Origin of the sequence: Flavilitoribacter nigricans DSM 23189 = NBRC 102662 (assembly GCF_002646595.1) — a bacterium.
In the GTDB taxonomy this organism is placed as follows: Bacteria; Bacteroidota; Bacteroidia; order Chitinophagales; family Saprospiraceae; genus Flavilitoribacter; species Flavilitoribacter nigricans.
Window position 1 is genome coordinate 378,302 of the sequence record NZ_PDUD01000017.1, and the last position, 22,231, is coordinate 400,532.

General features: G+C 52.7%; 15 protein-coding genes. 8 read left to right on the forward strand and 7 right to left on the reverse strand.

What is annotated here, in order from left to right:
- The first annotated feature begins 52 nt into the window (after positions 1-52).
- On the forward strand, positions 53-2,800 hold the full coding sequence (locus tag CRP01_RS10680) for a reprolysin-like metallopeptidase (RefSeq protein WP_099150011.1): 2,748 nt from the start codon (positions 53-55) through the stop codon (positions 2,798-2,800).
- Between the two features lie 209 nt (positions 2,801-3,009).
- Here the strand turns inward: CRP01_RS10680 and CRP01_RS10685 are convergent, their stop codons facing one another.
- The 3 genes from CRP01_RS10685 to CRP01_RS10695 all read right to left on the reverse strand — a co-directional run bounded on the left by CRP01_RS10685 (position 3,010) and on the right by CRP01_RS10695 (position 6,372).
- Complete coding sequence (locus CRP01_RS10685; protein WP_099150012.1) at positions 3,010-3,624, reverse strand: trimeric intracellular cation channel family protein; 615 nt, start codon at positions 3,622-3,624, stop codon at positions 3,010-3,012.
- Positions 3,625-3,686: 62 nt separating this feature from the next.
- Positions 3,687-5,030, reverse strand: coding sequence for a sensor histidine kinase (locus CRP01_RS10690; RefSeq protein WP_099150013.1), 1,344 nt, complete (start codon positions 5,028-5,030; stop codon positions 3,687-3,689).
- Complete coding sequence (locus CRP01_RS10695; protein ID WP_099150014.1) at positions 5,020-6,372, reverse strand: sigma-54-dependent transcriptional regulator; 1,353 nt, start codon at positions 6,370-6,372, stop codon at positions 5,020-5,022. The genes CRP01_RS10690 and CRP01_RS10695 overlap by 11 nt, the downstream gene beginning before the upstream one ends.
- A 339-nt stretch (positions 6,373-6,711) precedes the next feature.
- On the opposite strand from CRP01_RS10695, the gene CRP01_RS10700 reads away from it, so the two are divergent.
- The 5 genes from CRP01_RS10700 (at position 6,712) to CRP01_RS10720 (ending at position 15,911) form a co-directional block, all read left to right on the forward strand.
- Entirely contained in the window at positions 6,712-7,389 is a 678-nt protein-coding gene (locus tag CRP01_RS10700; RefSeq protein ID WP_099150015.1) for an ABC transporter ATP-binding protein, read from the forward strand.
- Positions 7,390-7,413: 24 nt separating this feature from the next.
- Positions 7,414-9,798: an ABC transporter permease gene (locus CRP01_RS10705; RefSeq protein ID WP_222845694.1), complete on the forward strand. Its 2,385-nt coding sequence runs from the start codon at positions 7,414-7,416 to the stop codon at positions 9,796-9,798.
- 40 nt (positions 9,799-9,838) lie between these two features.
- Complete coding sequence (locus CRP01_RS10710) at positions 9,839-12,217, forward strand: ABC transporter permease (protein WP_099150016.1); 2,379 nt, start codon at positions 9,839-9,841, stop codon at positions 12,215-12,217.
- A gap of 20 nt (positions 12,218-12,237) precedes the next feature.
- Positions 12,238-14,616, forward strand: coding sequence for an ABC transporter permease (locus CRP01_RS10715; RefSeq protein ID WP_099150017.1), 2,379 nt, complete (start codon positions 12,238-12,240; stop codon positions 14,614-14,616).
- Between the two features lie 230 nt (positions 14,617-14,846).
- Positions 14,847-15,911, forward strand: a complete 1,065-nt coding sequence (locus tag CRP01_RS10720; RefSeq protein ID WP_170110316.1) for a phosphotransferase enzyme family protein — start codon at positions 14,847-14,849, stop codon at positions 15,909-15,911.
- A 249-nt stretch (positions 15,912-16,160) separates the two neighbouring features.
- Here the strand turns inward: CRP01_RS10720 and CRP01_RS10725 are convergent, their stop codons facing one another.
- Both CRP01_RS10725 and CRP01_RS10730 read right to left on the reverse strand, forming a co-directional pair.
- The gene (locus CRP01_RS10725; protein ID WP_099150019.1) at positions 16,161-17,351 is read right to left on the reverse strand and encodes a DUF1501 domain-containing protein; all 1,191 of its coding nucleotides are present in this window, start codon (positions 17,349-17,351) and stop codon (positions 16,161-16,163) included.
- Positions 17,352-17,430: 79 nt separating this feature from the next.
- A complete protein-coding gene (locus CRP01_RS10730; RefSeq protein WP_099150020.1) occupies positions 17,431-18,813 on the reverse strand; it encodes a DUF1800 domain-containing protein in 1,383 nt (460 codons plus the stop codon).
- A gap of 396 nt (positions 18,814-19,209) precedes the next feature.
- Between CRP01_RS10730 and CRP01_RS10735 the strand changes: the two genes are divergently transcribed.
- A complete protein-coding gene (locus CRP01_RS10735; RefSeq protein WP_099150021.1) occupies positions 19,210-19,866 on the forward strand; it encodes an HAD family hydrolase in 657 nt (218 codons plus the stop codon).
- Positions 19,867-20,245: 379 nt separating this feature from the next.
- Here the strand turns inward: CRP01_RS10735 and CRP01_RS10740 are convergent, their stop codons facing one another.
- On the reverse strand, positions 20,246-20,857 hold the full coding sequence (locus CRP01_RS10740; RefSeq protein ID WP_170110317.1) for an OmpA family protein: 612 nt from the start codon (positions 20,855-20,857) through the stop codon (positions 20,246-20,248).
- Positions 20,858-20,904: 47 nt separating this feature from the next.
- Positions 20,905-21,423, reverse strand: a complete 519-nt coding sequence (locus CRP01_RS10745) for an RNA polymerase sigma factor (RefSeq protein WP_099150023.1) — start codon at positions 21,421-21,423, stop codon at positions 20,905-20,907.
- A gap of 109 nt (positions 21,424-21,532) precedes the next feature.
- On the opposite strand from CRP01_RS10745, the gene CRP01_RS10750 reads away from it, so the two are divergent.
- Positions 21,533-22,222 carry a hypothetical protein gene (locus CRP01_RS10750; RefSeq protein WP_099150024.1) on the forward strand — a complete coding sequence of 230 codons (690 nt, stop codon included), beginning with the start codon at positions 21,533-21,535 and terminating at the stop codon, positions 22,220-22,222.
- Positions 22,223-22,231 lie beyond the last annotated feature (9 nt).

Here is a 22,231-nt window from a genome sequence, read left to right on the forward strand (position 1 = left end):
GGTTACGCTGTAGCCAAAATTACTTTGAACAAGCACTGAAACACTAAATCACATGTCAAAATATGGCCTCAAGCTGCTCCTTTGGGCATTGTTCCTCTATTGGGGATGTCCCTCCCTCTATGGCCAGATCCTGCGCCCTGCACCCTGGCAACCAGGCTTCACTCCCGTCTCCACTTTTGACCTGAACGACGCGCTTCTGCAGCAACAGCTAGCGCAAACCGTTTCCCGCTGGACCAGCCGGGAATTGTCCGATGGCATCTTTTTGAATTTCCCGCTACCCGACGGCAGTACCCGGGATTATCAGATCTGGCGTTCGGAACAGATGGCATCCGGACTCGCGGCGCAGTACCCGACCATCAGTACCTATTTCGGGCAGGATCCCGAAGATCCCCGGCGCACGGTCCACCTGACCGTTTCCCGGAAGGGAGTTAAAGTGCTATTCTTTGGTCCCGGCGGATTGAATTATACCCTTGAGCCGCTGCACAACGAACTGGCGATCTACCGGTTTACCTATCCTAAGTTTGATCCGGCGGCGGCCGAACTGGTCAGTGCCTGTTCCGCCCAAATGGACGAAGAGGACAATCGTTTCACCGATCAGGTAGCCGGGGTAGACCGACGGGGAGAGACAAAACTCTATCGCTACCGGCTGGCGCTGGCCTGTACGGGCGAATACGGAAGCTACCACGGAGAGACCCGCGAGGAAGTCCTGATCGCCATGAACGAACTACTCCTGCAGGTCAATGCCATATTCGAACGCGAACTCTCCATTCACTTTGACCTGGTCAACAATAACGACCAGCTCATCTTCCTCGATCCGGAGACAGACCCTTACGATAACTACAGTGTAGAGGATCTGCTGGAAACCAATAAATCGATCTGTAATTACACCATCGGTTATCCAAATTTTGACTTGGGACACGTATTGGCCACCAAATTCGGCGGACAGGCCCAGATCGGTTCGGTGTGTAATTTTTCCCGGAAAGCCAAGGCCTTTTCCGGCCTTGAACAACCGGAAGGATATTACATGGGCGCCATCTTCGCTCACGAGCTGGCCCACCAGTTGGGCGCCCAGCATACCCAGAGCAACGACTGCAACCGGAACCTGAAAACGGCGCTGGAGCCGGGCAGCGGTTCGACGCTGATGGCTTACGCCGGGATCTGCGCGCCCAATGTGCAGGAACTGCCCGACGATTATTTTCACGGCAATAGTCTGGAACTGATCGCCGAAAAAGCCGCCCAGGGAATTATTTTCGGTTGTGTTCCCGGTACCAAACTGGATAATCGGCCGCCCGTAGCTGATGCCGGACCGGACCTGTACGTACCCATCGGTACGCCTTTCCAACTGGCCGGCAACGGCAGCGATCCCGACGGCGACAGCCTGACTTACCGTTGGGAGCAGATGGACATCATCGTTCCCGAGGATACCACCGGAACTTACGGCCCGCTCTTTCGCAGCCGACCGCCGGGTATTGCTCCCGTCCGGTCGCTGGGAGGCCAGGATGATCCCTGGGAGATCCTGCCGACCAAGGCCCGCAAGGCCCGGTTCCGGCTGACCGTGAAAGACCAGCGCCTCGGCCTCGGCAGTAGCGCTTACGATGAAATGACGGTTTACTTTATCGATACCGCCGGGCCCCTGGCGATCACCCGGCCGAATGGGAATACCGGAGGCTGGACCGTATCCAGTCGGCAACGGATCGAATGGGAAGTGGCCGGTACCGATGCCGGGCCGATCCATTGCGATACCGTGAGCATCAGTTTGTCAGTTGATGGGGGATCTACCTTCCCGCACGTGCTGGCCGTTGGGGTATCCAACAACGGCGTTGCCGAAGTGGATCTTCCCGCACTCACCTCCACCGCCTGTAAGATCCGGGTCGGCTGTGCCGGAGGGGCTATTTTTGATGTATCGGCTGCTTTTGAACTGTTTGATCCCAATGCTCCCGTTCCAGTAGATACAATGACGGTAGATACCATGTCTGTGGATACTATCGTGACGCCACCGATGGATACCGGTACAACTGTCATTGATACCATGACCACCGTCGTGGAGGATACGATGGTCAATCCGGTTACCGATACTACGGACTATCCGGTTCTGGACACCATGATCGTCACCAATCCGGATACCCTGGATCAAGCGGTGACGGACACCACCGGTACGCCGATGGACACGATTCCCGTGACGCCGGTGGATACGATCCCGGTTACACCCACGGACACTATTCCGAACCCACCGACCGATACAGTTCCTGTTACGCCGACGGATACCATCCCGGACGTTCCGGTAGATACCATCAGTAATCCACCGATGGATACGCTGGACGAACCGATGGATACCATACCGGTCATGCCCGGAGATACGCTGACCGAACCTCCGCTGGACACCGTTACCGTCATGCCGTCGGATACCGTGATCGTCACTGATCCGGATACGGTCATTCAGAACCCCGTGGATACCATAACGACTCCGCCTCAGGATACGACCGTGATCGATCCGCCACCCGGCCCGCAAAATTTCCCGGGAGGCAGGATGAATTGCAAGACCTGCTATCCCGGCATTGTGGTGGCTCCGAACCCGAGTCACGGTTCGGTTTACCTCCGGGTAAAACTGGAAAAACCAATTTTAAGCCAGATCAGTCTGATCAACAGTCAGGGTCGGATACTGGAGGACCGAAAAGTTCCGTTGGAGGAGGGGACCAATGTTTTAGACTGGGACCTGAGTCAGTATCCCAGTGGGATCTATTGGTTCCGGCTGACGTATCCAGAAGGAATGCAGATCAAACCGATCGTGCTGGAACATTAGTCAAGCTTAAATATTCGAACAAGCAGGATCCAATGGTCGTACTGAAGTACTTTCTTCTACTTCCGGATGGTTAATACTTTATTTTTCAACCAGTTAGTATTGAATAGCATCTTCCTGATGCTCCGTGCCGCGATTTATTACCCGGGGCATTTCCCAAAAAGAGGAGATTTGGTTTCAACCTCCTGAGCAGATTGAACAATGGAAGCTGCTTAGCGGATCACCGGCAATGACCAGTGCCGGCGCACCGCCAAGGCGCGGATGGTGATCACCACGGCAATGCCCGCGAGCATATTGATGACCGGTGCGGGCCAGATCCACTGAAACAATACGAAGAATAAACCACCGGCCAGACAGGCGGTAGCGTAGATCTCCTTGCGAAAGATCAAAGGCACCTCATTGGACAACACATCCCGCAGCACGCCGCCGAATACGGCCGATACGGCACCCATCAAAATGGCAATAACCGGGGATAGGCCCAAGGCCAGCGTCTTTTGTAAGCCAAGGATAGTGAATAAGCCGATACCAATGGTATCGAACAGAAACATAGTGCGCCGCAATTTCAGGATGTGGTGCTTGAAGAAAAAGCTGATAAGCACCGCCGCTACGATGACGGCCAGATAGTTGAGGTCCTTCATCCAGCCGACCGGCGTACTGCCGATCAGTACGTCCCGGAGCGTACCACCGCCAACGGCCGTTACGAGGGCCAGTATGCCGGCACCAAAAATATCAAATCGCTTTTCGGAAGCGGCCAGCGCACCACTGATCGCAAAAACGAAGGTACCGACAATGTCGATGAGGTAGATCCAGGAAGCAATGACGGACATAGACAGAAAATTTCCGCAATACTAGGGAATTTTATCAGTAAGTGGTATCCCGATGATTGTCCCTAGAAATAAAGTAGGAAAGCCGTCCCCTCCCCTTCTACCGACTGCACCTGGATATTGCCGCCGTGCAGCAGCATGATCTGCTTACAAAGGCTCAGTCCGATCCCGCTGCCGGTCTTGCGCGAACTGAAGAAGGGGATAAAGATCTTATCCCAGAGCGCTTCGGGTATTCCCTTACCGTTATCGGCGACTTTAATGATCGTTTTTCCACTGGGTATCCGGTAGGCGGAAAGTACGATGCGGGCTTCCTCCACATCCCGGACCGCTTCCGTCGCATTGACCAGGAGGTTGATCAGGGCCTGTTCCAGCAGGTTGGTATCCGCCATGATCTGCAGATCGGGATCTTTCAGGATCAGTTGCATTTCAATGCCTTTTTGCAACATGCCCGGTTCCATGAGTTGGGCGATGTTCTCCAGGATACTGTGTACGTAAACTTGTTCGAGCTGCAGGTTGTTGATCTTGTTCAATTGGCTGTAGGTGCGGGCAAATTTCAGCAGTCCCTCTCCCCGGTTCTGAATGGTAGCCACTCCCAGCTCGAGATCATCCACCGGCAGGGCCGTGGCCCCGCTTTGGGCCTTGGATTGCTGGATCTGTCGTTTCAGCGTATCGGCCAGGGAGGAGATGGGCGCAATTGAATTCATGATCTCATGGGTCAGCACCCCGAGCAATTGCTGCCAGGCCTTGGACTCGGCCGCATCCAGGGCGTCATTGACGTTTTTGCAGGCGATCAGTTTATGGGTGCGGCCTTCCGTCACGAATTGCGTAGCGGTGAGCATTACCTTGAACACCGCCTGTTCGAGCTGCATCCGGACCACTTTGCTCTCTCCGGCCCGCAAGGTCTGAATTTCCCGGTACAGTCGCTCGTTCCGCTTTTTCAGACCGTCGATCCGCCGCAGGTGGGGCATCATCAGCATTTCCTTCCAGGTTTCGTTCATCCAGCTCACTTCCCCGCTGTCCTCTTCGTAGGAAAGGATCCCCGTATCGATCAGTTCCAGGATCTTCTGTAAAAAGTGGAATTGCGCTTCCTTCTCTTTACTGATATCCTGAAAAGCGACATTGAGCCGGTTGAAGCCATTTCGCATTTCGCGGATGGTATCGGTCCCGCTCTCTTCGTCGAAATGGCGGGAGAAATCGCGATACTTTACGGATTCGATGAATTGCCGCCACTCGGCCATCGGCAGACGGTGGTACCGCAACAGTTCCCAGAACTGATACGCGCCAAGCGGGAACAGTAAAAACAACGACCAGTGCCCACCGATGGAGATCAGGTAGGTGATCAGGGCGGTCAGCAGCAGTAGTGGCAGTATGCGCCGGAGTATGGGCCATTGTCTGGGTTTAGATATCATACTTGTGGATCCTGCGGTAAAGCGCCGTACGGGTGAGCCCCAGCTCTTTTGCGGCTTTGGTAATATTTCCCTGATTTTTTCGGATCACCTTGAGAATGGTATTTCGCTCGACGGTACTTAACCGGAGATCCTTCGGTTCATCGGCGGTACGTCCCGCGGACTCGATGGGGGAAAAGATGATGTCCTCCGCTTCCAGCTCACTGCCCTCGGACATGATCACCGCCCGTTCGATGGCGTATTGCAATTCGCGGACATTACCCGGGAAGGTGTAGTGCAGTAATTTGTCTTTTGCCCCCTGGGATAAGCCCAGTCCACCCTTGCGATATTTTTCAGCGTACTGTTCCAGGAAGTGATCGGCAATAAGGAGGATATCCCGCCCCCGTTCGCGCAGGGGCGGCACTACGATCTCCACGGTATTGATGCGGTAGATCAGGTCTTTGCGAAAGCGCTTTTCATCCGCCAGTTCGGTCAGAGAAAGATTGGTGGCGCAAAGCAGGCGGATATCCACCGGGATGGGTTCGCTACTCCCCAGCGGGATCACCTGCCGGTTTTGCAACACGCTCAGGAGTTTGGCCTGCTGGTGCGGAGCGATATTGCCGATCTCATCCAGGAAGAGGGTACCACCGTCGGCCACCTGAAAACGTCCCCGGCGGTCTTCCCGGGCGTCCGTAAAGGCCCCTTTTTTATAACCGAATAATTCACTTTCGAAAAGCGTCTCCGAAAGCGCTCCCACGTCCACCTTGACGAAGGCTTTATCCGCTCGCAAAGACCGCTGGTGGATGGCCTGGGCGATGAGGTCCTTTCCGGTCCCGTTCTCACCGAGGATCAGGATATTGGCATCCGTCGGAGCGATCTTTTCAACTTTGTACAGAACGTCCTGCAACTGCTCCGACGCTCCGATAAGGTCCAGATCCCGGCCAAGCTGCTTTTGGTCCGGTTCGGAGCCGCTCCCCTTTTTCTTCGCCAGGATCCCCCGCAGCATTTCCAGCAGCTTTTGGTTGTGCCAGGGTTTCACCATAAAATCCACCGCCCCTTCCTTCAGGCTCCGTACCGCAAGATCGATATCTCCGTAAGCGGTGATCATCACCACTTCGGCCGGCGTATTCATTTTCCGGATCTCCCGCAGCCAGAATAGCCCCTCGTTACCGGTATTCAGCGAACTGTTGAAGTTCATGTCCAGCAAAACGATATCGTAATGATGGTACGTGAGATGATCCTTCAGTCGCTCCGGATGCTTTTCCGTCACGACCTTTTTCACCTCCGTTTTCAACAGCAACTGGACCGCCGTCAGCACGTCGGGATCGTCGTCGACTACCAGTATGGATGCTTTGGATAGGCGCATGATTCGGTTTATTTAATTCATTTTTGCGGGTAATCCGGGAAATATGATGCCTTTGAGGCGTCTTTAAACCCGGCTGACCGGTCGATAACAATATTACAGTAATTGAGCAGGGGCACAAAATTTTATAAATTTAAAATCGGGATCCAGCCGCAAGTGTATCGTTTTCGTACACCTTTTGTAGCGGAAGCGTACGGGCACGGGCACCTCAAAAGCACCTAAACAACTATTAATCAGTAATTTAAAAAGCTGGCACAGTATTATCATTGAGTAGGTAGGATCAGGGACCGGACAGTTTGTGCGGACGTTCAGCCGCCGGCCCCGCTAAAAATCAATTCATTAATGATCAGTATTCACAACATTGCAAAAAGATACCGGACGGACGAAGTAGAGACCACGGCGCTCAACGGGCTTTCTCTGGAGGTCAAACCGGGGGAATTCGTCGCCATTATGGGGCCTTCCGGCTGCGGTAAATCCACCCTGCTCAATATCCTCGGATTACTGGATGAAGCCGACGGCGGGCAATTCCTGCTGGACGGAATCGACGTTTCGCGCTACAACGAGAACCGGCGGGCCGAATTGCGCATGGAAAAGATCGGTTTCGTTTTCCAGAATTTCAACCTGATCGACGAACTCACCGTGTACGAAAATGTGGAACTGCCGCTGCTCTACAACGGCATCAAAGCCGGCGAACGCAAAAAAAGGGTGGAATACGTACTCGATAAAGTGCAGATCATGCACCGGCGCAATCACTATCCCACCCAGCTTTCCGGAGGGCAACAGCAACGGGTGGCCGTTGCCCGGGCCGTGATCAACCAGCCGGCCATCATCCTCGCCGACGAACCCACGGGTAATCTGGATTCGCAGAACGGCAATGAGGTCATGCAGTTGCTCACCGAACTGAACGAAAGCGGTACCACTATCGTGATGGTGACCCACAGTGAACACGACGCGCGCTTCAGCCACCGCATCGTTCGGATGCTGGACGGGCAAACGGTAGCAGAAAGCGTATTGGTATAACCATTAAGCCCTAAATCCAAAACAATGATGTTTCGAAATTATATAAAAATTGCCCTGCGCGGACTGGTTAAACACCGGGCCTACAGTTTCATTAATATCCTGGGACTGGCCACCGGAATGGCCGTTACCCTGCTCATCGGCCTGTGGGTCTATCACGAAGCTTCGTACGACCGCTTCTTACCCGACTACGAACAGGTCTACCAGATCAAACGGCACTACACCATCGAGGGCGAAACGCACACGATCGAGGCCATCGCCCTGCCGCTGGTGGAAATCATGGAAAATGATATTCCGGGCATTGCCCACGTGGCCCTATCCGACTGGGGCAATGCCCACAGCCTGATGGTTGGGGAGACCAAACTCTCTTCCCAGGGATACTTCGTCGGGGAAGATTTTCTGCAGATCCTGAAATACCCCCTGTTGCGCGGTGAGCCCGCTACCGTACTGAATGACCCGAATTCGATCGTACTCACCGAACAGACGGCCACCGCCCTGTTCGGAGATGCGGATCCCATGGGTCAGGCCGTCAAGCTCGACAACAGTCAGGAGCTGACGGTGAGCGGCATTCTGCGGGATGTACCCGGCAACTCCACGATGCAGTTCAGCTACCTGTTGCCATTTAGTCTGTTGGAGAATATTTCTCCATACGTCCGGGAAGCCCGGAACGAGTGGCTGGTCAACAGTTTCATGCTTTATCTGGGGCTGGCCCCCGGAGTTGACCAGGAACAGATCACCCCGCTGATTGAGAATATCCTGGCCGAAAAGAGTCCTGACCTCAAGCCCTATGATCCCCGGCTGAGTCTGCAGCCTGCAGCCGACTGGCACCTCTACGGCCGCTACGAGAACGGCCGTCCGGCTGGCGGATACATCGAATATGTCCGCCTGTTCGGTATTATCGGCCTGTTGGTACTGATCATTGCCTGTATCAACTTTATGAACCTGGCAACTGCGCGTTCGGAAAAACGGGCGAAGGAAGTCGGAGTACGCAAAGCTATCGGCTCTAAACGAAAACACCTGATCGTCCAGTTCCTGAGTGAATCCCTGCTGCTGACCACCGTTTCCTTTGCGCTGGGCATCCTGTTGGTTTATCTGGTGCTGGAACCCTTCAACCAACTGGTGGGCAGTGAGATCCGTATCCCATTCGACCAGCCCTTGTTCTGGCTTCTGATGGTGGCCTATTTGTTGCTCACCGCTCTACTTGCAGGTAGCCGGCCGGCATTCTACCTGTCCTCTTTCAATGCGGTGCGGGTACTAAAGGGCGGCATGCAGAAGCAACGTTCGGCGGTGTGGGGTAGAAAGGCCCTGGTGCTGATACAGTTCAGTTGCTCCATTGCTCTGATCATCAGCACCCTCATCATTTATCAGCAGATCCGCCACGTGCAGGACCGCCCGACGGGTTACCTCAGAGACCGGCTTATGATGAGTGAGATGAGTGAAGACCTCAACCGGAATTACGAAGCTATTAAAGCCGATCTGCTCGGTAGTGGGCTGGTAGAGCAGGTTGCCAAGGCTTCGGGTTCGGCCAGCGAGATCAATTTCTTCACCATTATTTCCAATTGGCCCGGTAGGAATCCGGATCGTGCTCATTTGGAGATCGGTGCGGTACGAGCGAGCGAAACTTACTTTAAGACCATGGGCATGGAGATCATCGCCGGCCGTGATTTTAAAAGCAATCTCGAAGCGGATTCTCACTCCGTCATCCTGAACGAAGCAGCCATTCGGCAATTACAACTGGACGATCCCATCGGGCAGACCATCAATTGGAACCGCAATCAGAATGTCACCATTGTCGGCGTCGTAAAAGATGCCATTTTACTCTCCCCCTTTACGCCCGTCCATCCGACCCTGTTTGCACCTTCTTTTAACCACGAGAGCAGTATTCTGTACCGGCTTTCGCCCAACGTCAGTCCCCGGGAAGCGATCCCCCAACTGGCGGAGATCTTTGACCGGTACAACCCGGCATTCCCCTACGAATACCAGTTTGCCGATGAGGCCTACGCCCGCAAATTCCAGCTGGAATTACTGGTTGGTAAACTCGCCGGACTCTTTGCGGGGCTGGCCATATTTGTCTCTTGCCTGGGACTGTTTGGGCTGGCCGCTTTCATGGCCGAGCAGCGCCGGAAAGAGATTGGTATCCGCAAGGTATTGGGTGCTACTTTAATGCAGATCTGGTTGCTGCTTTCCCGGGAATTCCTGCTGTTGGTACTGATCAGTTGTGTGCTGGCCACTCCGCTTGCCCTTTATTTTCTCCAGGACTGGCTGTTGCAGTACGACTACCGGATCAGTATCAGTCCGCTGACTTTTGTACTGGCCGGACTGCTGGCCCTGATCATTACCGTCATCACCATCAGTTTTCAGGCCATCCGGGCGGGCACCGCCCGACCGGTGGACAGCTTGCGCTCAGAATGAACCGGAAACTTTGAGTTGGCTAAATTAAAAGCAGAAGCAGATGATCAAAAATTATTTAAAGATTGCCCTGCGTGGACTGGCAAAGCACCGTTCGTCCAGTCTAATCAATATTTTGGGACTTTCTGTGGGTATGGCTGTAGCTTTATTGATCGGATTATGGATAAATTACGAATATGCTTACGATCGTTTCCTGCCCGATTACGACCGGGTATATCGCCTCAAACGTCATTACACGCTGGATCGCGTGTACACCAGCAACGCCATTTCATTACCGCTGGTCGATCTCTTTAAAAACGATATTCCCGGTATTCAATATGCCGCAGAAGCGGATTGGGGCGGAAGTGCCCATAGTCTGGTGGTGGGAGACAAAAAGTTGTATTTGGAAGGGACTTTTGTGGGTGCTGATTTTTTAAAAATTTTCCAATTCCCCGTGATCCGGGGCAATGCCGAAACTGCTCTGAGCAGTCCGAATACCATTATTCTCACTGCGTCAACCGCAGAGGCATTATTTGGAGAGGTAAATCCCGTAGGACAATCCATTCGTTTTGATAATCAACAGCTACTTACCGTTTCCGGAATTGTGGAAGATCCTCCCGCTAATTCTACGCTTCAGTTCCACTACCTTATCCCGTTTACTTTTATGGCGCAAAATATGGACTACGTCCGGCAAGCATGTACCGACTGGGGAATGAATGGGTTCACCCTATTCGTCAGGCTTGCGCCCCAAATAAGTTACGAAGAGATCGCGCCCAAGATTGAAAATTTATTGACCCAAAATAGTCCGAAAACCAGAGACACCAAGCAGAAACTGAGCATGCAGGCCATGCAAAACTGGCATCTATACGGGAAATACGAAAACGGCAAAGCCGTTGGTGGATACATCGAATACATTAGGATCTTTGGTCTGATCGGCTTTTTAGTGCTGTTAATAGCCTGTATAAACTTTATTAATCTGGCGACCGCCCGATCTTCCCACCGAGCGAAGGAAGTAGGCGTCCGGAAGGCCATTGGCTCCAAACGGAAACATTTGATCTTCCAGTTTTTGACCGAATCATTTTTCCTGACTTCCTGTTCCTTTGGAATTGCCCTGTTAATGGTCTATCTGGCCCTCATTCCGTTTAACAGTTTATTGGGTAGTCAGATCACCATGCCGTTTCGATCACCTTCCTTTTGGCTGATCATGGTAGCCTATATCAGCATCACCGCCTTGATAGCCGGTAGCCGACCCGCTTTCTACCTCTCTTCTTTTAATGCGGTACAGGTGCTGAAGGGCGCGCTAAGGGGGGAAAGATCAGCCGTAATGGGCCGAAAAATTTTAATCGTTCTCCAGTTCAGTTGCTCGGTGGCCCTGATCATCAGCACTTTTGTGATCTACCGACAGCTGCAGCATGTAAAAGACAGACCTACCGGCTATGACCAAAACCGCCTGATCATGTCGGACTGGAGTGAGGATATCAGTCGAAATTACCAGGCACTTTCCGATGAATTATTAAAAAGCGGCTTAATCGAAAGCGTGGCCAGATCATCCAGTTCAGCCACTAATATCACCTTCTTCAGCAATATCGATGATTGGGCCGGGAAACAACCTGGTTCCCTATCCCTGGAAGTTGCTGCGATCACCATTTCAAGTTCGTATTTCGAAACCCTGGGGATGCAGATCAAAAGCGGGCGCAACTTCCGGGATCAGCTGGAATCCGATGCGAACTCCATTATCTTAAACGAAGCGGCGGTAGAAAAATTAAACCTAAAAGAACCTGTTGGGCAAACCATTACCTGGTTCGAAAACCAACCGGCAACCATTGTGGGCGTCGTGGAGAATGCTATTTTGGGTTCGCCTTTCCGGCCCGTCGAGCCTACCGTATTTACGCCAAAAGGCTTCTACGCCAGCATCCTTTACCGACTGGCACCCCAGGTAAAAACGCAGGAAGCCCTGACCCAGCTGGCTCCGATCTTCGAACGGTATAATCCGAGTTATCCTTTTGAATACGAATTTGTGGATCAGGCTTACGCGCAAAAATTTCAGTTGGAAGTGATCATCAGCAAGCTGTCCGGTCTATTTGCCGCCTTAGCCATTTTTGTATCCTGCCTGGGGCTTTTTGGCCTCGCCGCTTATCTGGCCGAACAACGTCGTAAGGAGATTGGCATCCGCAAAATACTGGGAGCAAGTGCAGCTCAGATCTGGGTCCTATTATCGAGGGATTTTCTCCTACTGGTATTGATCAGTTGCCTGGCCGCTATTCCTATCGCTGTTTACTTTTTAGAAAATTGGTTAGAACAGTACAATTATCGGATCACCATGAGCCCCTGGATATTTTTGATTGCCAGCACATTAGCCATTCTTATAGCCGTGATCACGGTCAGTTTACAAACTATCCGGGCCGGTAAAACCCCGCCGGTAAAAAGTTTGCGGACTGATTAACACCTTAAAACCACCTAATCATGCTCAAAAGTTATCTAAAGATCGCCCTGCGCGGCCTGGTTAAGCACCGGGTCTACAGCCTGATCAATATCAGTGGTCTGGCCGTGGGAATGGCCGTTGCTTTACTCATTGGTTTACTGATCCACTACGAGTTCAGTTATAACCGGTTCTTATCCGGATACGATCAGTCGTACCAGATCTACGTCAATGAAAGCGTGGAAGGAGCAATAGAGAGCTCCAACGCCGTTCCACTACCGGTAGCCAATGCATTACGCAATAATATTCCCGGTATTCGCTATGTAGCCGAATGCGACTGGATGCAGCGGCATGGTCTGATGGTGGGCGAACAGAAGTTGTACCTTAGTGGAGCCAGCGTCGGCGGTGATTTTCTCAAGATCTTTCGTTTTCCCCTGTTACAGGGACATGCCGAAACTGCGTTATCCGATCCCTATTCCATTATCTTAACCGCCCGGACGGCCCGGGCCCTGTTTGGAGATGAGGATCCTATGGGCAAATCCGTACGTTACGATAATCGCTTTGATTTACAGGTTACCGGTGTTATGGGAAACATACCATCCAACAGTTCATTTTACTTTCAATACCTGGTACCTTTTTCTCTGTACGAACAAAGCGCAGGTTGGGTAAGAGCCTCCCGTACCCAATGGGAAAATTATTCCTTTCAAATCTACGCTGCACTGGACCCTAATGCCAGTCGGGAGCAGGTAAGCTCGAGGATCCGCGACCTGATCCAGGATAATTCCGAAGGGAAGGTCAACTTCGAACCCGAATTGGGCTTATACCCATTCAAGGACTGGCACCTTTACAATGAATTTGAAAACGGCCAGCCTTCCGGTGGATATATCGATTACCTGCAAATGTTCGGCCTCATCGGTCTCCTGGTGCTCATTTTGGCTTGTATTAATTTCACCAATCTCGCCACCGCCCGTTCTGAAAAAAGAGCAAAGGAAGTAGGCGTGCGCAAAGCGATCGGCTCCAAGCGAAAACACCTCGTTACGCAGTTCCTGGTGGAATCCTTTTTAATCACTTCACTGGCGGCCGTTTTATCGCTCATTCTGGTATACGCGATTTTACCCTTTTTCAATGATCTGGCTAATGTTCGTATCCAATTCCCTCTGGACCAGCCGTTATTTTGGATCGTGCTGTTGGTCTATACCACACTCACTGCGCTTATGGCCGGAAGTCGGCCCGCCTGGTATCTCTCTTCTTTTCAGGCGGTTAAAGTCCTGAAGGGAAAAATCACTACCGGACGGGGCACCAGTAGGGGACGGAAAATCCTCGTGCTACTCCAGTTTAGCAGCTCCATTGCGTTGATCATCGGGACGATGGTGATCTACCGCCAGATCAATTACGTACAGCAGCGTCCGGTGGGTTATGATCAGGAGCGCCTGATGATGACCCGTATGACGGATGATCTGAACGATAACTACCAGGTGCTCAGGAATGAAATGTTGCAAAGTGGTGTGGTGGAGTCGGTTGCCTGGGGTTCCAGCCCCATCACCAGTATATTCTCCCGGATCGAAGTCGAGCATTGGCCGGGTAAGACCGGTGATACTCCCGCCGGAGGAATCGCCTTTATCCGGGTGACGGAAGATTATTTTAATACTCTGGGCATCCAATTATTGCAAGGTCGCAATTTCCACCCGGACTGGCAGTCGGATTCTACCAGTCTCATCATCAATCGGGCAGCAGCAGACCGATTTGGTTTGGAAGATCCGGTCAATCAAACCATTACCTTACAGGGAGGAGACCAGGGAACTATTGTCGGGCTGGTAGAAGATGCTTTAATGATCTCTCCGTATGACCCGGTGGTACCGACCGTATTTGCCCATGGCCAATGGGGAGCTTCCATGTTGTACCGACTACGTCCGGAAGTCAATACCCAGCAGGCGATCGCTACCCTGTCGGTACTTTTCAACCGGCACAATCCTACATTTCCGTATGAGTATGAATTCGTAGATGATACTTATGCCCAAAAATTCCGGCTGGAAGTGCTGGTAGGTAAGCTGGCAGCCATCTTTGCCGCACTGGCTATTTTCGTTTCCTGCCTAGGGCTATTTGGCCTGGCCACATACCTGGCGGAGCAACGCAGAAAAGAGATCGGTATCCGGAAGGTACTGGGGGCCAGTCTTAGTCAGATATGGCTCTTGCTGTCCAGAGAATTTATCGGGCTTATCCTGCTCAGCTGCATCATTGCAGTGCCGATTGCCCTTTACTTTATACAGCGATGGCTAGCGCAGTACACCTACCGGATCGATATCGGGCCCGGGGAATTCATTATCGCCGGTTTAGGTGCCGTCCTGATCACACTGATCACGATCAGTTTTCAGGCCATCCGGGCCGGGCGGGAACGCCCCGTAGAGAGCTTGCGCGTAGAATAAAGCCCATACTGGACACTTAGCACGGCCATAGAAAGATCTTCCATCCAGGAGGTTATTCTATGGCCGTTTTGTTTTTCCGTTCCCGCTTTTAAGTGCGAAAATCTCTTCCGGCCACCAAAAATACGGGCGTTCTAAAATCGGGAGTACGATAGTAATAATCCGCCCGCTATACGCCATCATCGGCAGATATGCCTTATTTTGCCCCCAAATTGCATTCAAGCATGCTGAAAATGGCATTAGATATAGAACAACTTTTAACACATTTTGAGATCAGCGGGGCGATCGGAAATATTCAGGGATTCGGAAGCGGTCACATCAATGATACCTTCAAGATCACCAATGCAAGCCCGGGGGAACCGGATTATCTCCTGCAGCGGATCAATCATAAGGTATTTCCCCACGTGGGGCCGATGATGGATAATATTCTCCGGGTGACGGAGCATCTGAAAAAGAAGGAGAATCCGGAATACCACAGTATGACCATTGTCCCCACCCGCACGGGTGATCTTTTCATCCGGGATGACAACGGCAGCTACTGGCGGGTGTACATTTTCCTGGAGAAGCTGGTGTCCTACGATGTGGTGGAAACGTCCGAACAGATCTACGAAGGCGGCAAAGCCTTCGGGACATTTTTACGGGATCTGTCGGATTTCCCCGCCGAAACCCTCTTCCCTACCCTGCCCAACTTCCACCACGTACCGATGCGCGTCCGCAATCTCGAACGGGCGGTAAAAGACGATAAAGCCGGTCGGGTGCTCCAGGCCAATCACCTGATCCGTTTTGCCCTGGAGGTTGCCGACGAAATGTGCCGGATCCAGGCGCTGGGCGATCAGCACCAGCTCCCCCTTCGTGTAACCCACAACGATACCAAGTTCAACAACGTCATGCTGGACCGCAATGGCAAGGGACGCTGTGTGATCGACCTGGATACGGTCATGCCCGGATACGTACATTTCGATTTCGGCGATGCCGTTCGTACCAGTGTCAGCAGCGCACCGGAGGACGAAACGGATCTCGAAAAGATCCAGGTGGACCTCGACCGTTTTGAAGCTTTCGCGCGCGGGTATCTCGAACCTTCCCGCGATATCCTGAGTCCGCTGGAACTGGAATACCTGCCCCTCTCGGGAGCCATGCTGGCCTACATCATGGGCATCCGCTTTCTGACGGATTTCCTGATGGGCGACGTCTACTACAAGATCCACTCTCCGGAGCACAACCTGCAACGGGCTACGGCACAACTCGATCTGACGCAAAAGATTCTGAACCGCATACCGGACCTGAAACGCATGATCTGATCGGCCTTCAGATTAAGGTAAATTCTGGATAGAAGGCTACCTACATTTCGTCTCTACGGTACATTTAATCCCTGATTGACAGGACTCAAGCTATATTATACACTACTGAAAAAGACGGAGTGACCAGAAGATCGGGAAAAAGACAAAGCGCATCGCTTTCCTCCCCTTCTCCCAATCTCCTGGTCTCCCAATCTCCCGGTCTCCTAATCTCCCAACCTCCCCCTCCACCAACTGTAAAAAGTAGTCCAGTTATATCAAAGGAAGTCCGGCAAACCGCCCGTTCAACACCTCCAGAGCGTCCGCCTGCAGCCATTTGTTCAAAATGGAAGCATACACCTCGCGAAAATCCACCCGGTATTTCAGGTCCCCCTCGTCCAGATCCGTCAGATCCGGTCCCTCATTGAAAAATCCTTTCCGGCGCAGGTTTCCGCCCATCAGGAAAAGATTATTGGCCGTACCGTGGTCGGTGCCTCCACTGGCGTTCTGACTCACCCGGCGACCGAATTCCGAAAATGTCAGTACCAGGGTGTCATTGATCAGTTTATTCTGACGCAGGTCTTCCATAAAGGCCTTCATGCCTTCGCTGTACTGCTGGAGCAGGCGCTGCTGGCGCCCCTGCTGCCCGGCGTGCGTGTCGAATCCGGTCAGGCTTACGTAGTAGATATGGGTATCCGTATCCGCCGTAATGAGTTCGGCGATCTGCTTCAGGTCGCGGCCGAATTCCGTAGCGGGATAGTCCACGGTCGAACGGTGTACTCTGGCCTGGCTAGCCAGGTAATCCGCCGAAGCCTGGGTATCGATGAGTGTTTTGTAGAGATAGGCCACATTTTCCTCGTGTTCGTGCGGGTGATCCGCGATAAGTTGGAGGTAGCGGTTATCCGTCATCTTTTTCAACTGCGCCGGACTGCTCATCGCAAAGCCACTGCGTTTTTCCCCTTTGAGGGCCAGGCTCAGGGCATCGTCCACTTCCAGTGCAACGTGCGCCTGTTCGCAATCGATACAGGCCTGATCCAGATAACGGCCCAGCCAGCCGGTACTCAGGTATTCATCACTCCTGCTGGCCGTATGCCAGATGTCCATGGAACGGAAATGCGAACGGTCCGGATTGGGGTACCCCACATTGTTAACGATACTCATCAATCCGTCGTCGTACAGGGACTGCAGCGCGGACATAGCCGGATGAAAACCCAGCTCGTCACTTACCGGCAGTACCTCCTCTTTAGCGATCGCCAGGGAGGGCCGCTGCTGGTAATACAGATCGTTCCGGTAGGGCACAATGGTGTTCAGTCCATCGTTCCCGCCGGACAACTGCACCACGACCAGGATCCTTTCGGCGCGGCTGTTGTACAAACGCTGTGGGTTGTAGGCCCGCAAAAAGGCCGGGGCCAATAAAGCGGAGGAAGATATAGCGGAAGTTTTGAGAAAATCTCTTCTTTTCATTTTTCTGAATTTTGAAGGTCCGTGCATCCGGAATACCGGATAAAAACTGGCTAAACAGCAATACATTCCAGATACCGGATCAGCACAACTGGTATTCCGGTAAAGACATGACGCCCACCAGCATCATTGGCAGGGTACGGGCCGTATCCGACTGCCGGGCGAGTCCCTCTGCCAGTAGTGCCGGCAGCTGTACCGGACGTACGATGAGGTATTCCGCCAGCTCTTTTGCGGCTGCCGCCGGTTGCTGCGCCCCCAGCCAGTTTTCCAGTCGGGAAAAATCGATACGGGCGTCCAGTTTCCGCAGTCGCCCACCCCGGCTATCGGATTCCAAAGCGTCCTTGGGGCGTAGGTTGGCTTCACCGGCTTCCAGCAGATAGACCGGCAAATTGAGGCGGAGCATCAGCGTAGAGTTGTCGATCCAGCTTTGCCCACCGGGCCAGCCGGCCACATTGGGCGGGTTGAAGATCATCTGCCCCAGCGCTTTCTGCAGGATGAGGAAAGTGCGGTCATCCCGGAATTCGGTAGGCAACGTACGCATCATTCCGACCAGCAGCACGATGGGAGATTTGATCTGCGTACCCATATTTTGCGGCGCGTAGAACCAGTCGCTGCTGAACAAATTACGCATCAGGCGACCGATATCGTAACCGGAACTATAGAAAGATTCGGCCAGTTCCTGCACCCGCGCCTCATCCACTTTATCGTTAACGAAGTACCGGTAGATCTTGCGGGTAAGGAAAACGGCGGTCTGCTTCCGGGCGAGCAGCATATCGATGATATCGTCCCCATCGAAGTTGCCCGTTTTCCCCATAAAGGTCTTGCTACCGAAATCGTGCTGGAACCGCCGGAACACGAACTCGCCCCGCAAATTGCTCGACCAGCCGGTAAACGCCCGGGCCGCTTCCTTTACATCCCGTTCGGAGTAGTTCCCCCGGCCGATAGTGAACAGTTCCATCAGTTCGCGGGCAAAGTTTTCATTGGGAGAATCTTTGCGGTTTTGTTGGTTGTTCAGATAGCGGATCATGGCCGGGTCGCGGGCAATGCCCAGTACGAGATCCCGGAAGTTGCCGAGTGCGTGTTCTTCCAGTACCGCCAGTTGCTTCAGGGCCAGATTGGGCTGCAACACACGACAGGCAAAATGCCCGTGCCAGAATAACATCATCCGGTGTTTGAGGGCGCTGCTCCGCTCATCGGCCATCATTTGGATCCAGTCGGCCGTGTCGGCCGTGATCTTTTTCCGGGCTTCCTTGCGACGTTCATCTTTAGACATCTGGGACATTTCCGAAAAATTCTCAAAAGGCCCGGATGCAGCGGCAATTGCGTTCCGGATGCTTTGATCCTTTGCTGCTTCCGCAAACAGTTGTTCCACCGCCCGCTGAACGGACCAGTTGCGCCGTTCCGCCCAGGCCGTGGGGCTCAGGCCAAAACCGGCCCGCCAGTAGAGATGTTTGATCTGTTGCATATCATTGGATTTGTGGTAGACAGGAGTCCAAGTCTTCCGGGAGCTGTTCCTGTCAACGTTCCCGAAATTAGTTCTTTTGACCACAATACCCTTCGGAGGTTTAATGTCCCTGCGTTCGCCCCCCAGATTTAACGAGTCTTTAACCTTCGGCCCGTAAAATTTTGTAATCTTTGCCTCTTTTGGGAAGCGGGTTAATAGCCCCTGCTTCTGACTAGAAGCCATCTCAAAAATGTTTTTGATGGTGAAAAAGAGGGATTTTTGAGCCAGATGAGGCGAAAAAACGGAGCATAGCCATAGCTACGTGACGTTTTTTGCAACGAAATATGGCTCAAAAATCCCCTTTTGTAGGCCAAAGGATATTTTTGAGATGGCTTCTAACAACATCCAACTATAACTATGAAAGCAGTCATCTTCGATATGGATGGCACCATGATCGACAATATGATGGTCCATCACCGCGCCTGGCACAAGCAATTGAATTCGCTGGGCCTGAATATGTCCCTGGAGGAAGTTATGGAAAAGGTGCACGGCGTGAATGTCGAGATCCTCGAGCGTTTGTTCGGCGACCGGTTCACGCCCGAAGAACGCGTACAGATCTCCTGGGAAAAGGAAGAAGCCTACCGGGAGATCTACCGCCCGGACCTAAAACTGATCTCCGGTTTGGAGGCTTTTCTGGAAGAGCTCAACCGGTCCGATCTCCAAATGGCGGTAGCTTCGGCCGCACCGCCCGAAAATGTGGACTTCGTGATGGACAACCTCCAGTTGCGTTATCTATTTCCGGTGATCCTGCATTCGGATAGTGTGGAGAACGGAAAGCCCCATCCGGAGATCTACCTGAAAACCGCCGACCGGCTCGGGCTGCAGCCGGCGGAATGCGTCGTTTTTGAGGACAGTCCCGTGGGTGCAACCGCGGCTTCCAGCGCGGGCTGTTCGGTGATCGTGGTGACCACCACCCATGATCCCGGGCAATTCCGGGAGATCCCCGGGGTGAAAGCTTTTATCGGAGATTTTGCAGATATATCGATCGACCGTCTGGCCAATCTGGTTGGATAAAAATAAAACATGAGTCATCCTGAATTTTTTCAGGATTCAAAAAATGACCTCGTAGAGGTTAAACATTCGTAGCAAAATAGTCGAAATGCTGGTTTCGACCTCAGGGAGGTCGGAAAACGCTTATCCATGCTAAATTCTACGAATATTCGACCTCGCTGAGGTCATACACCGCCTTTTATAAAATCCGGGGTGATTCATGTTATGTGAGATTAGCTCTTTGAGGCTATCCAGCAACCGTTTTTGCTGTCCAAATGACCAGATTTGGGTGCTCACGAAGTCATTTTCGAGTTTCGTAGCAGCGCTACGGAAGGAGGAAATGACGAAATGAGGTTCCATAGAAGGTTATTTTAAGACCAAAGGATGGTTTTTGGATAGGCTCTTAAAAAGAAACAAATTCCACCCGTCGGTTCTTCGCCCTGCCGGCGTCCGAATCGTTTCCGGTTACCGGTTTTACTTCTCCGAATCCGGCCGCTTTCAGGCGGGAAGCAGCAATTCCCTCACCGATAATGGCCTGGCGAACGGCGGCGGCCCGTCTGGCCGACAATTCCTGGTTGTAATTTTCCGAACCGCGATCATCCGTATGGCCTTCTACACTCAGCCGTACTTCCGGATGCTCTTCCATCATTTTGGCGATGGTTTGAATGATGGACTGGGATTCCGGTTTGAGGTCCGTGCTGTTAAAGGCGAACTGAATATCGTTTACGACGAATTTACCGTTTGCCTGCAGGTCTTCGTAAAAAGAGAGGCCCGCTTTTGCTACCTGGATAGGCGCGTTGGCCTGTTCGCGGTCGGTGGTCAGGATGGCCAGACTGGCCAGCGCCACTACGGCGATCGCAATGATCAGGGTGAGTTTAATACGCTTCATTTTTCCGTGTTTTTGTTGCGCTTTTCCGTAGACTTCCCGAAAGGAAGGGGATCCGACGGCATCGGCTTCCCGTTGCTCCCGAAAAAGCTGGTTTAATAAATGCTCTTGTTCTTTATGTTTATCCATTGTGTACGGCTTTGGTGAATGGATTCCGGCTTCAATGTGGTATTTCCTTAAAATGCGTCCTTCAGTACCCCGGCACTGAGCAGCCATGCTTTCATTTGTTTTTTGCCCCGTTCGTAATGGGTGCGTGCCGTCCCGAGTTGAATGCCCATGATGTCACTCGCTTCTCGGATGGTGCAATCCTGGTAGAATACCAGATGCAGGACCTGACTTTGCTGCGGGGATAAGCGGTTCAATACTTCCCGAAACACCTCCTTGCGATCGGGAGCGTCTGCATCCGGGCCGGCTTCCGTTTCCGCATGGAGTATCCCGGGCGTCGTCAGCTTCAATCGCTGTCGTCTCGATTGCCGTCGATAATAGTCGGCGGCGGTAAAGCGGATCACCGAGAAAAGCCAGGTCCTGAAGGCGGAAGTTTCCCGGAAGCGGGCTTTGCCTTCCAGTATCTTGAGATAGGTGTTCTGAAGCACTTCGGCCGCGGCCTCACGGTCGTCCGAACAACAGCGCAGGGCCCAGCCAAAACTCTGAGTGTGCAGGCGCTCCAGGGCGGTCTCCAGCTGCTTTTGTTCCATCTTATCCGATTTGATCCGTATTAAGCATCAAAAATTAATTTACCTATAAGTCGAAGGGACATCGGGTTTATAGTACAAGGAAAAAAACTTTTTTTAATTTAACGAGCCTATGGAAGAACAGACACCACCTAATCCGGATCCTATTCAAACCCTAAGCGGACGCATTCGTATCCTGCCCGAGAATGGCGAGGGAGCGCACGCAGCCACCCTGATCCTGGAGGGAGATACCGGCCGGATCATCTTCAAGGGTATACTGATCGATGGGAACACCGCGGACCTGAACATCGGTGCCGAAGGCCGGGCCGGAGACCTCCGCCTTCTCAACAGCGAAGGAAATACGACCGTCCATCTGGACGGGCAGGCCGGCGATATCATTCTGAGTAATGCTGATTTTGCCGAGGATTTCGACATTGACGGGACGGTAGTCGATCGCATCACACCCGGAACGGTGATGGTACTGGACCAACGTGGCCGGTTGCAGGAGAGTAAAGAACCCTACGATAAAAAGGTGGCCGGTGTTATATCCGGAGCCGGCCCTTACCGACCGGGTATCGTCATGGACAAGCAGGCCGATCGGGAACATCGCCTGCCGGTAGCGCTGGTCGGTAAAGTTTATTGTCGGGTAGACGCCGATTACGGAGCTATTGAGGTGGGTGACCTGCTCACGACCTCCGCTCGTCCGGGCCACGCCATGAAAGCGACTGATCCCGTCCGGGCCTTCGGTGCGGTAATGGGTAAGGCCCTGCGGCCGCTGGATAAAGGACAGGGAATGATCCCCATACTGGTAAGTTTGCAATAAGGCGGGAAA

Bases quoted from the DNA above. Each gene is read 5' to 3' on its own strand.
- CRP01_RS10725 (WP_099150019.1), bottom strand. From the start codon at position 17,351: ATGAAAAGAAGAGATTTTCTCAAAACTTCCGCTATATCTTCCTCCGCT.
- CRP01_RS10685 (WP_099150012.1), bottom strand. From the start codon at position 3,624: ATGTCCGTCATTGCTTCCTGGATCTACCTCATCGACATTGTCGGTACC.
- CRP01_RS10695 (WP_099150014.1), bottom strand. From the start codon at position 6,372: ATGCGCCTATCCAAAGCATCCATACTGGTAGTCGACGACGATCCCGAC.
- CRP01_RS10740 (WP_170110317.1), bottom strand. From the start codon at position 20,857: ATGGATAAACATAAAGAACAAGAGCATTTATTAAACCAGCTTTTTCGG.
- CRP01_RS10710 (WP_099150016.1), top strand. From the start codon at position 9,839: ATGATCAAAAATTATTTAAAGATTGCCCTGCGTGGACTGGCAAAGCAC.
- CRP01_RS10735 (WP_099150021.1), top strand. From the start codon at position 19,210: ATGAAAGCAGTCATCTTCGATATGGATGGCACCATGATCGACAATATG.
- CRP01_RS10705 (WP_222845694.1), top strand. From the start codon at position 7,414: ATGATGTTTCGAAATTATATAAAAATTGCCCTGCGCGGACTGGTTAAA.
- CRP01_RS10715 (WP_099150017.1), top strand. From the start codon at position 12,238: ATGCTCAAAAGTTATCTAAAGATCGCCCTGCGCGGCCTGGTTAAGCAC.
- CRP01_RS10680 (WP_099150011.1), top strand. From the start codon at position 53: ATGTCAAAATATGGCCTCAAGCTGCTCCTTTGGGCATTGTTCCTCTAT.
- CRP01_RS10730 (WP_099150020.1), bottom strand. From the start codon at position 18,813: ATGCAACAGATCAAACATCTCTACTGGCGGGCCGGTTTTGGCCTGAGC.
- CRP01_RS10745 (WP_099150023.1), bottom strand. From the start codon at position 21,423: ATGGAACAAAAGCAGCTGGAGACCGCCCTGGAGCGCCTGCACACTCAG.
- CRP01_RS10690 (WP_099150013.1), bottom strand. From the start codon at position 5,030: ATGATATCTAAACCCAGACAATGGCCCATACTCCGGCGCATACTGCCA.
- CRP01_RS10720 (WP_170110316.1), top strand. From the start codon at position 14,847: ATGGCATTAGATATAGAACAACTTTTAACACATTTTGAGATCAGCGGG.
- CRP01_RS10700 (WP_099150015.1), top strand. From the start codon at position 6,712: ATGATCAGTATTCACAACATTGCAAAAAGATACCGGACGGACGAAGTA.
- CRP01_RS10750 (WP_099150024.1), top strand. From the start codon at position 21,533: ATGGAAGAACAGACACCACCTAATCCGGATCCTATTCAAACCCTAAGC.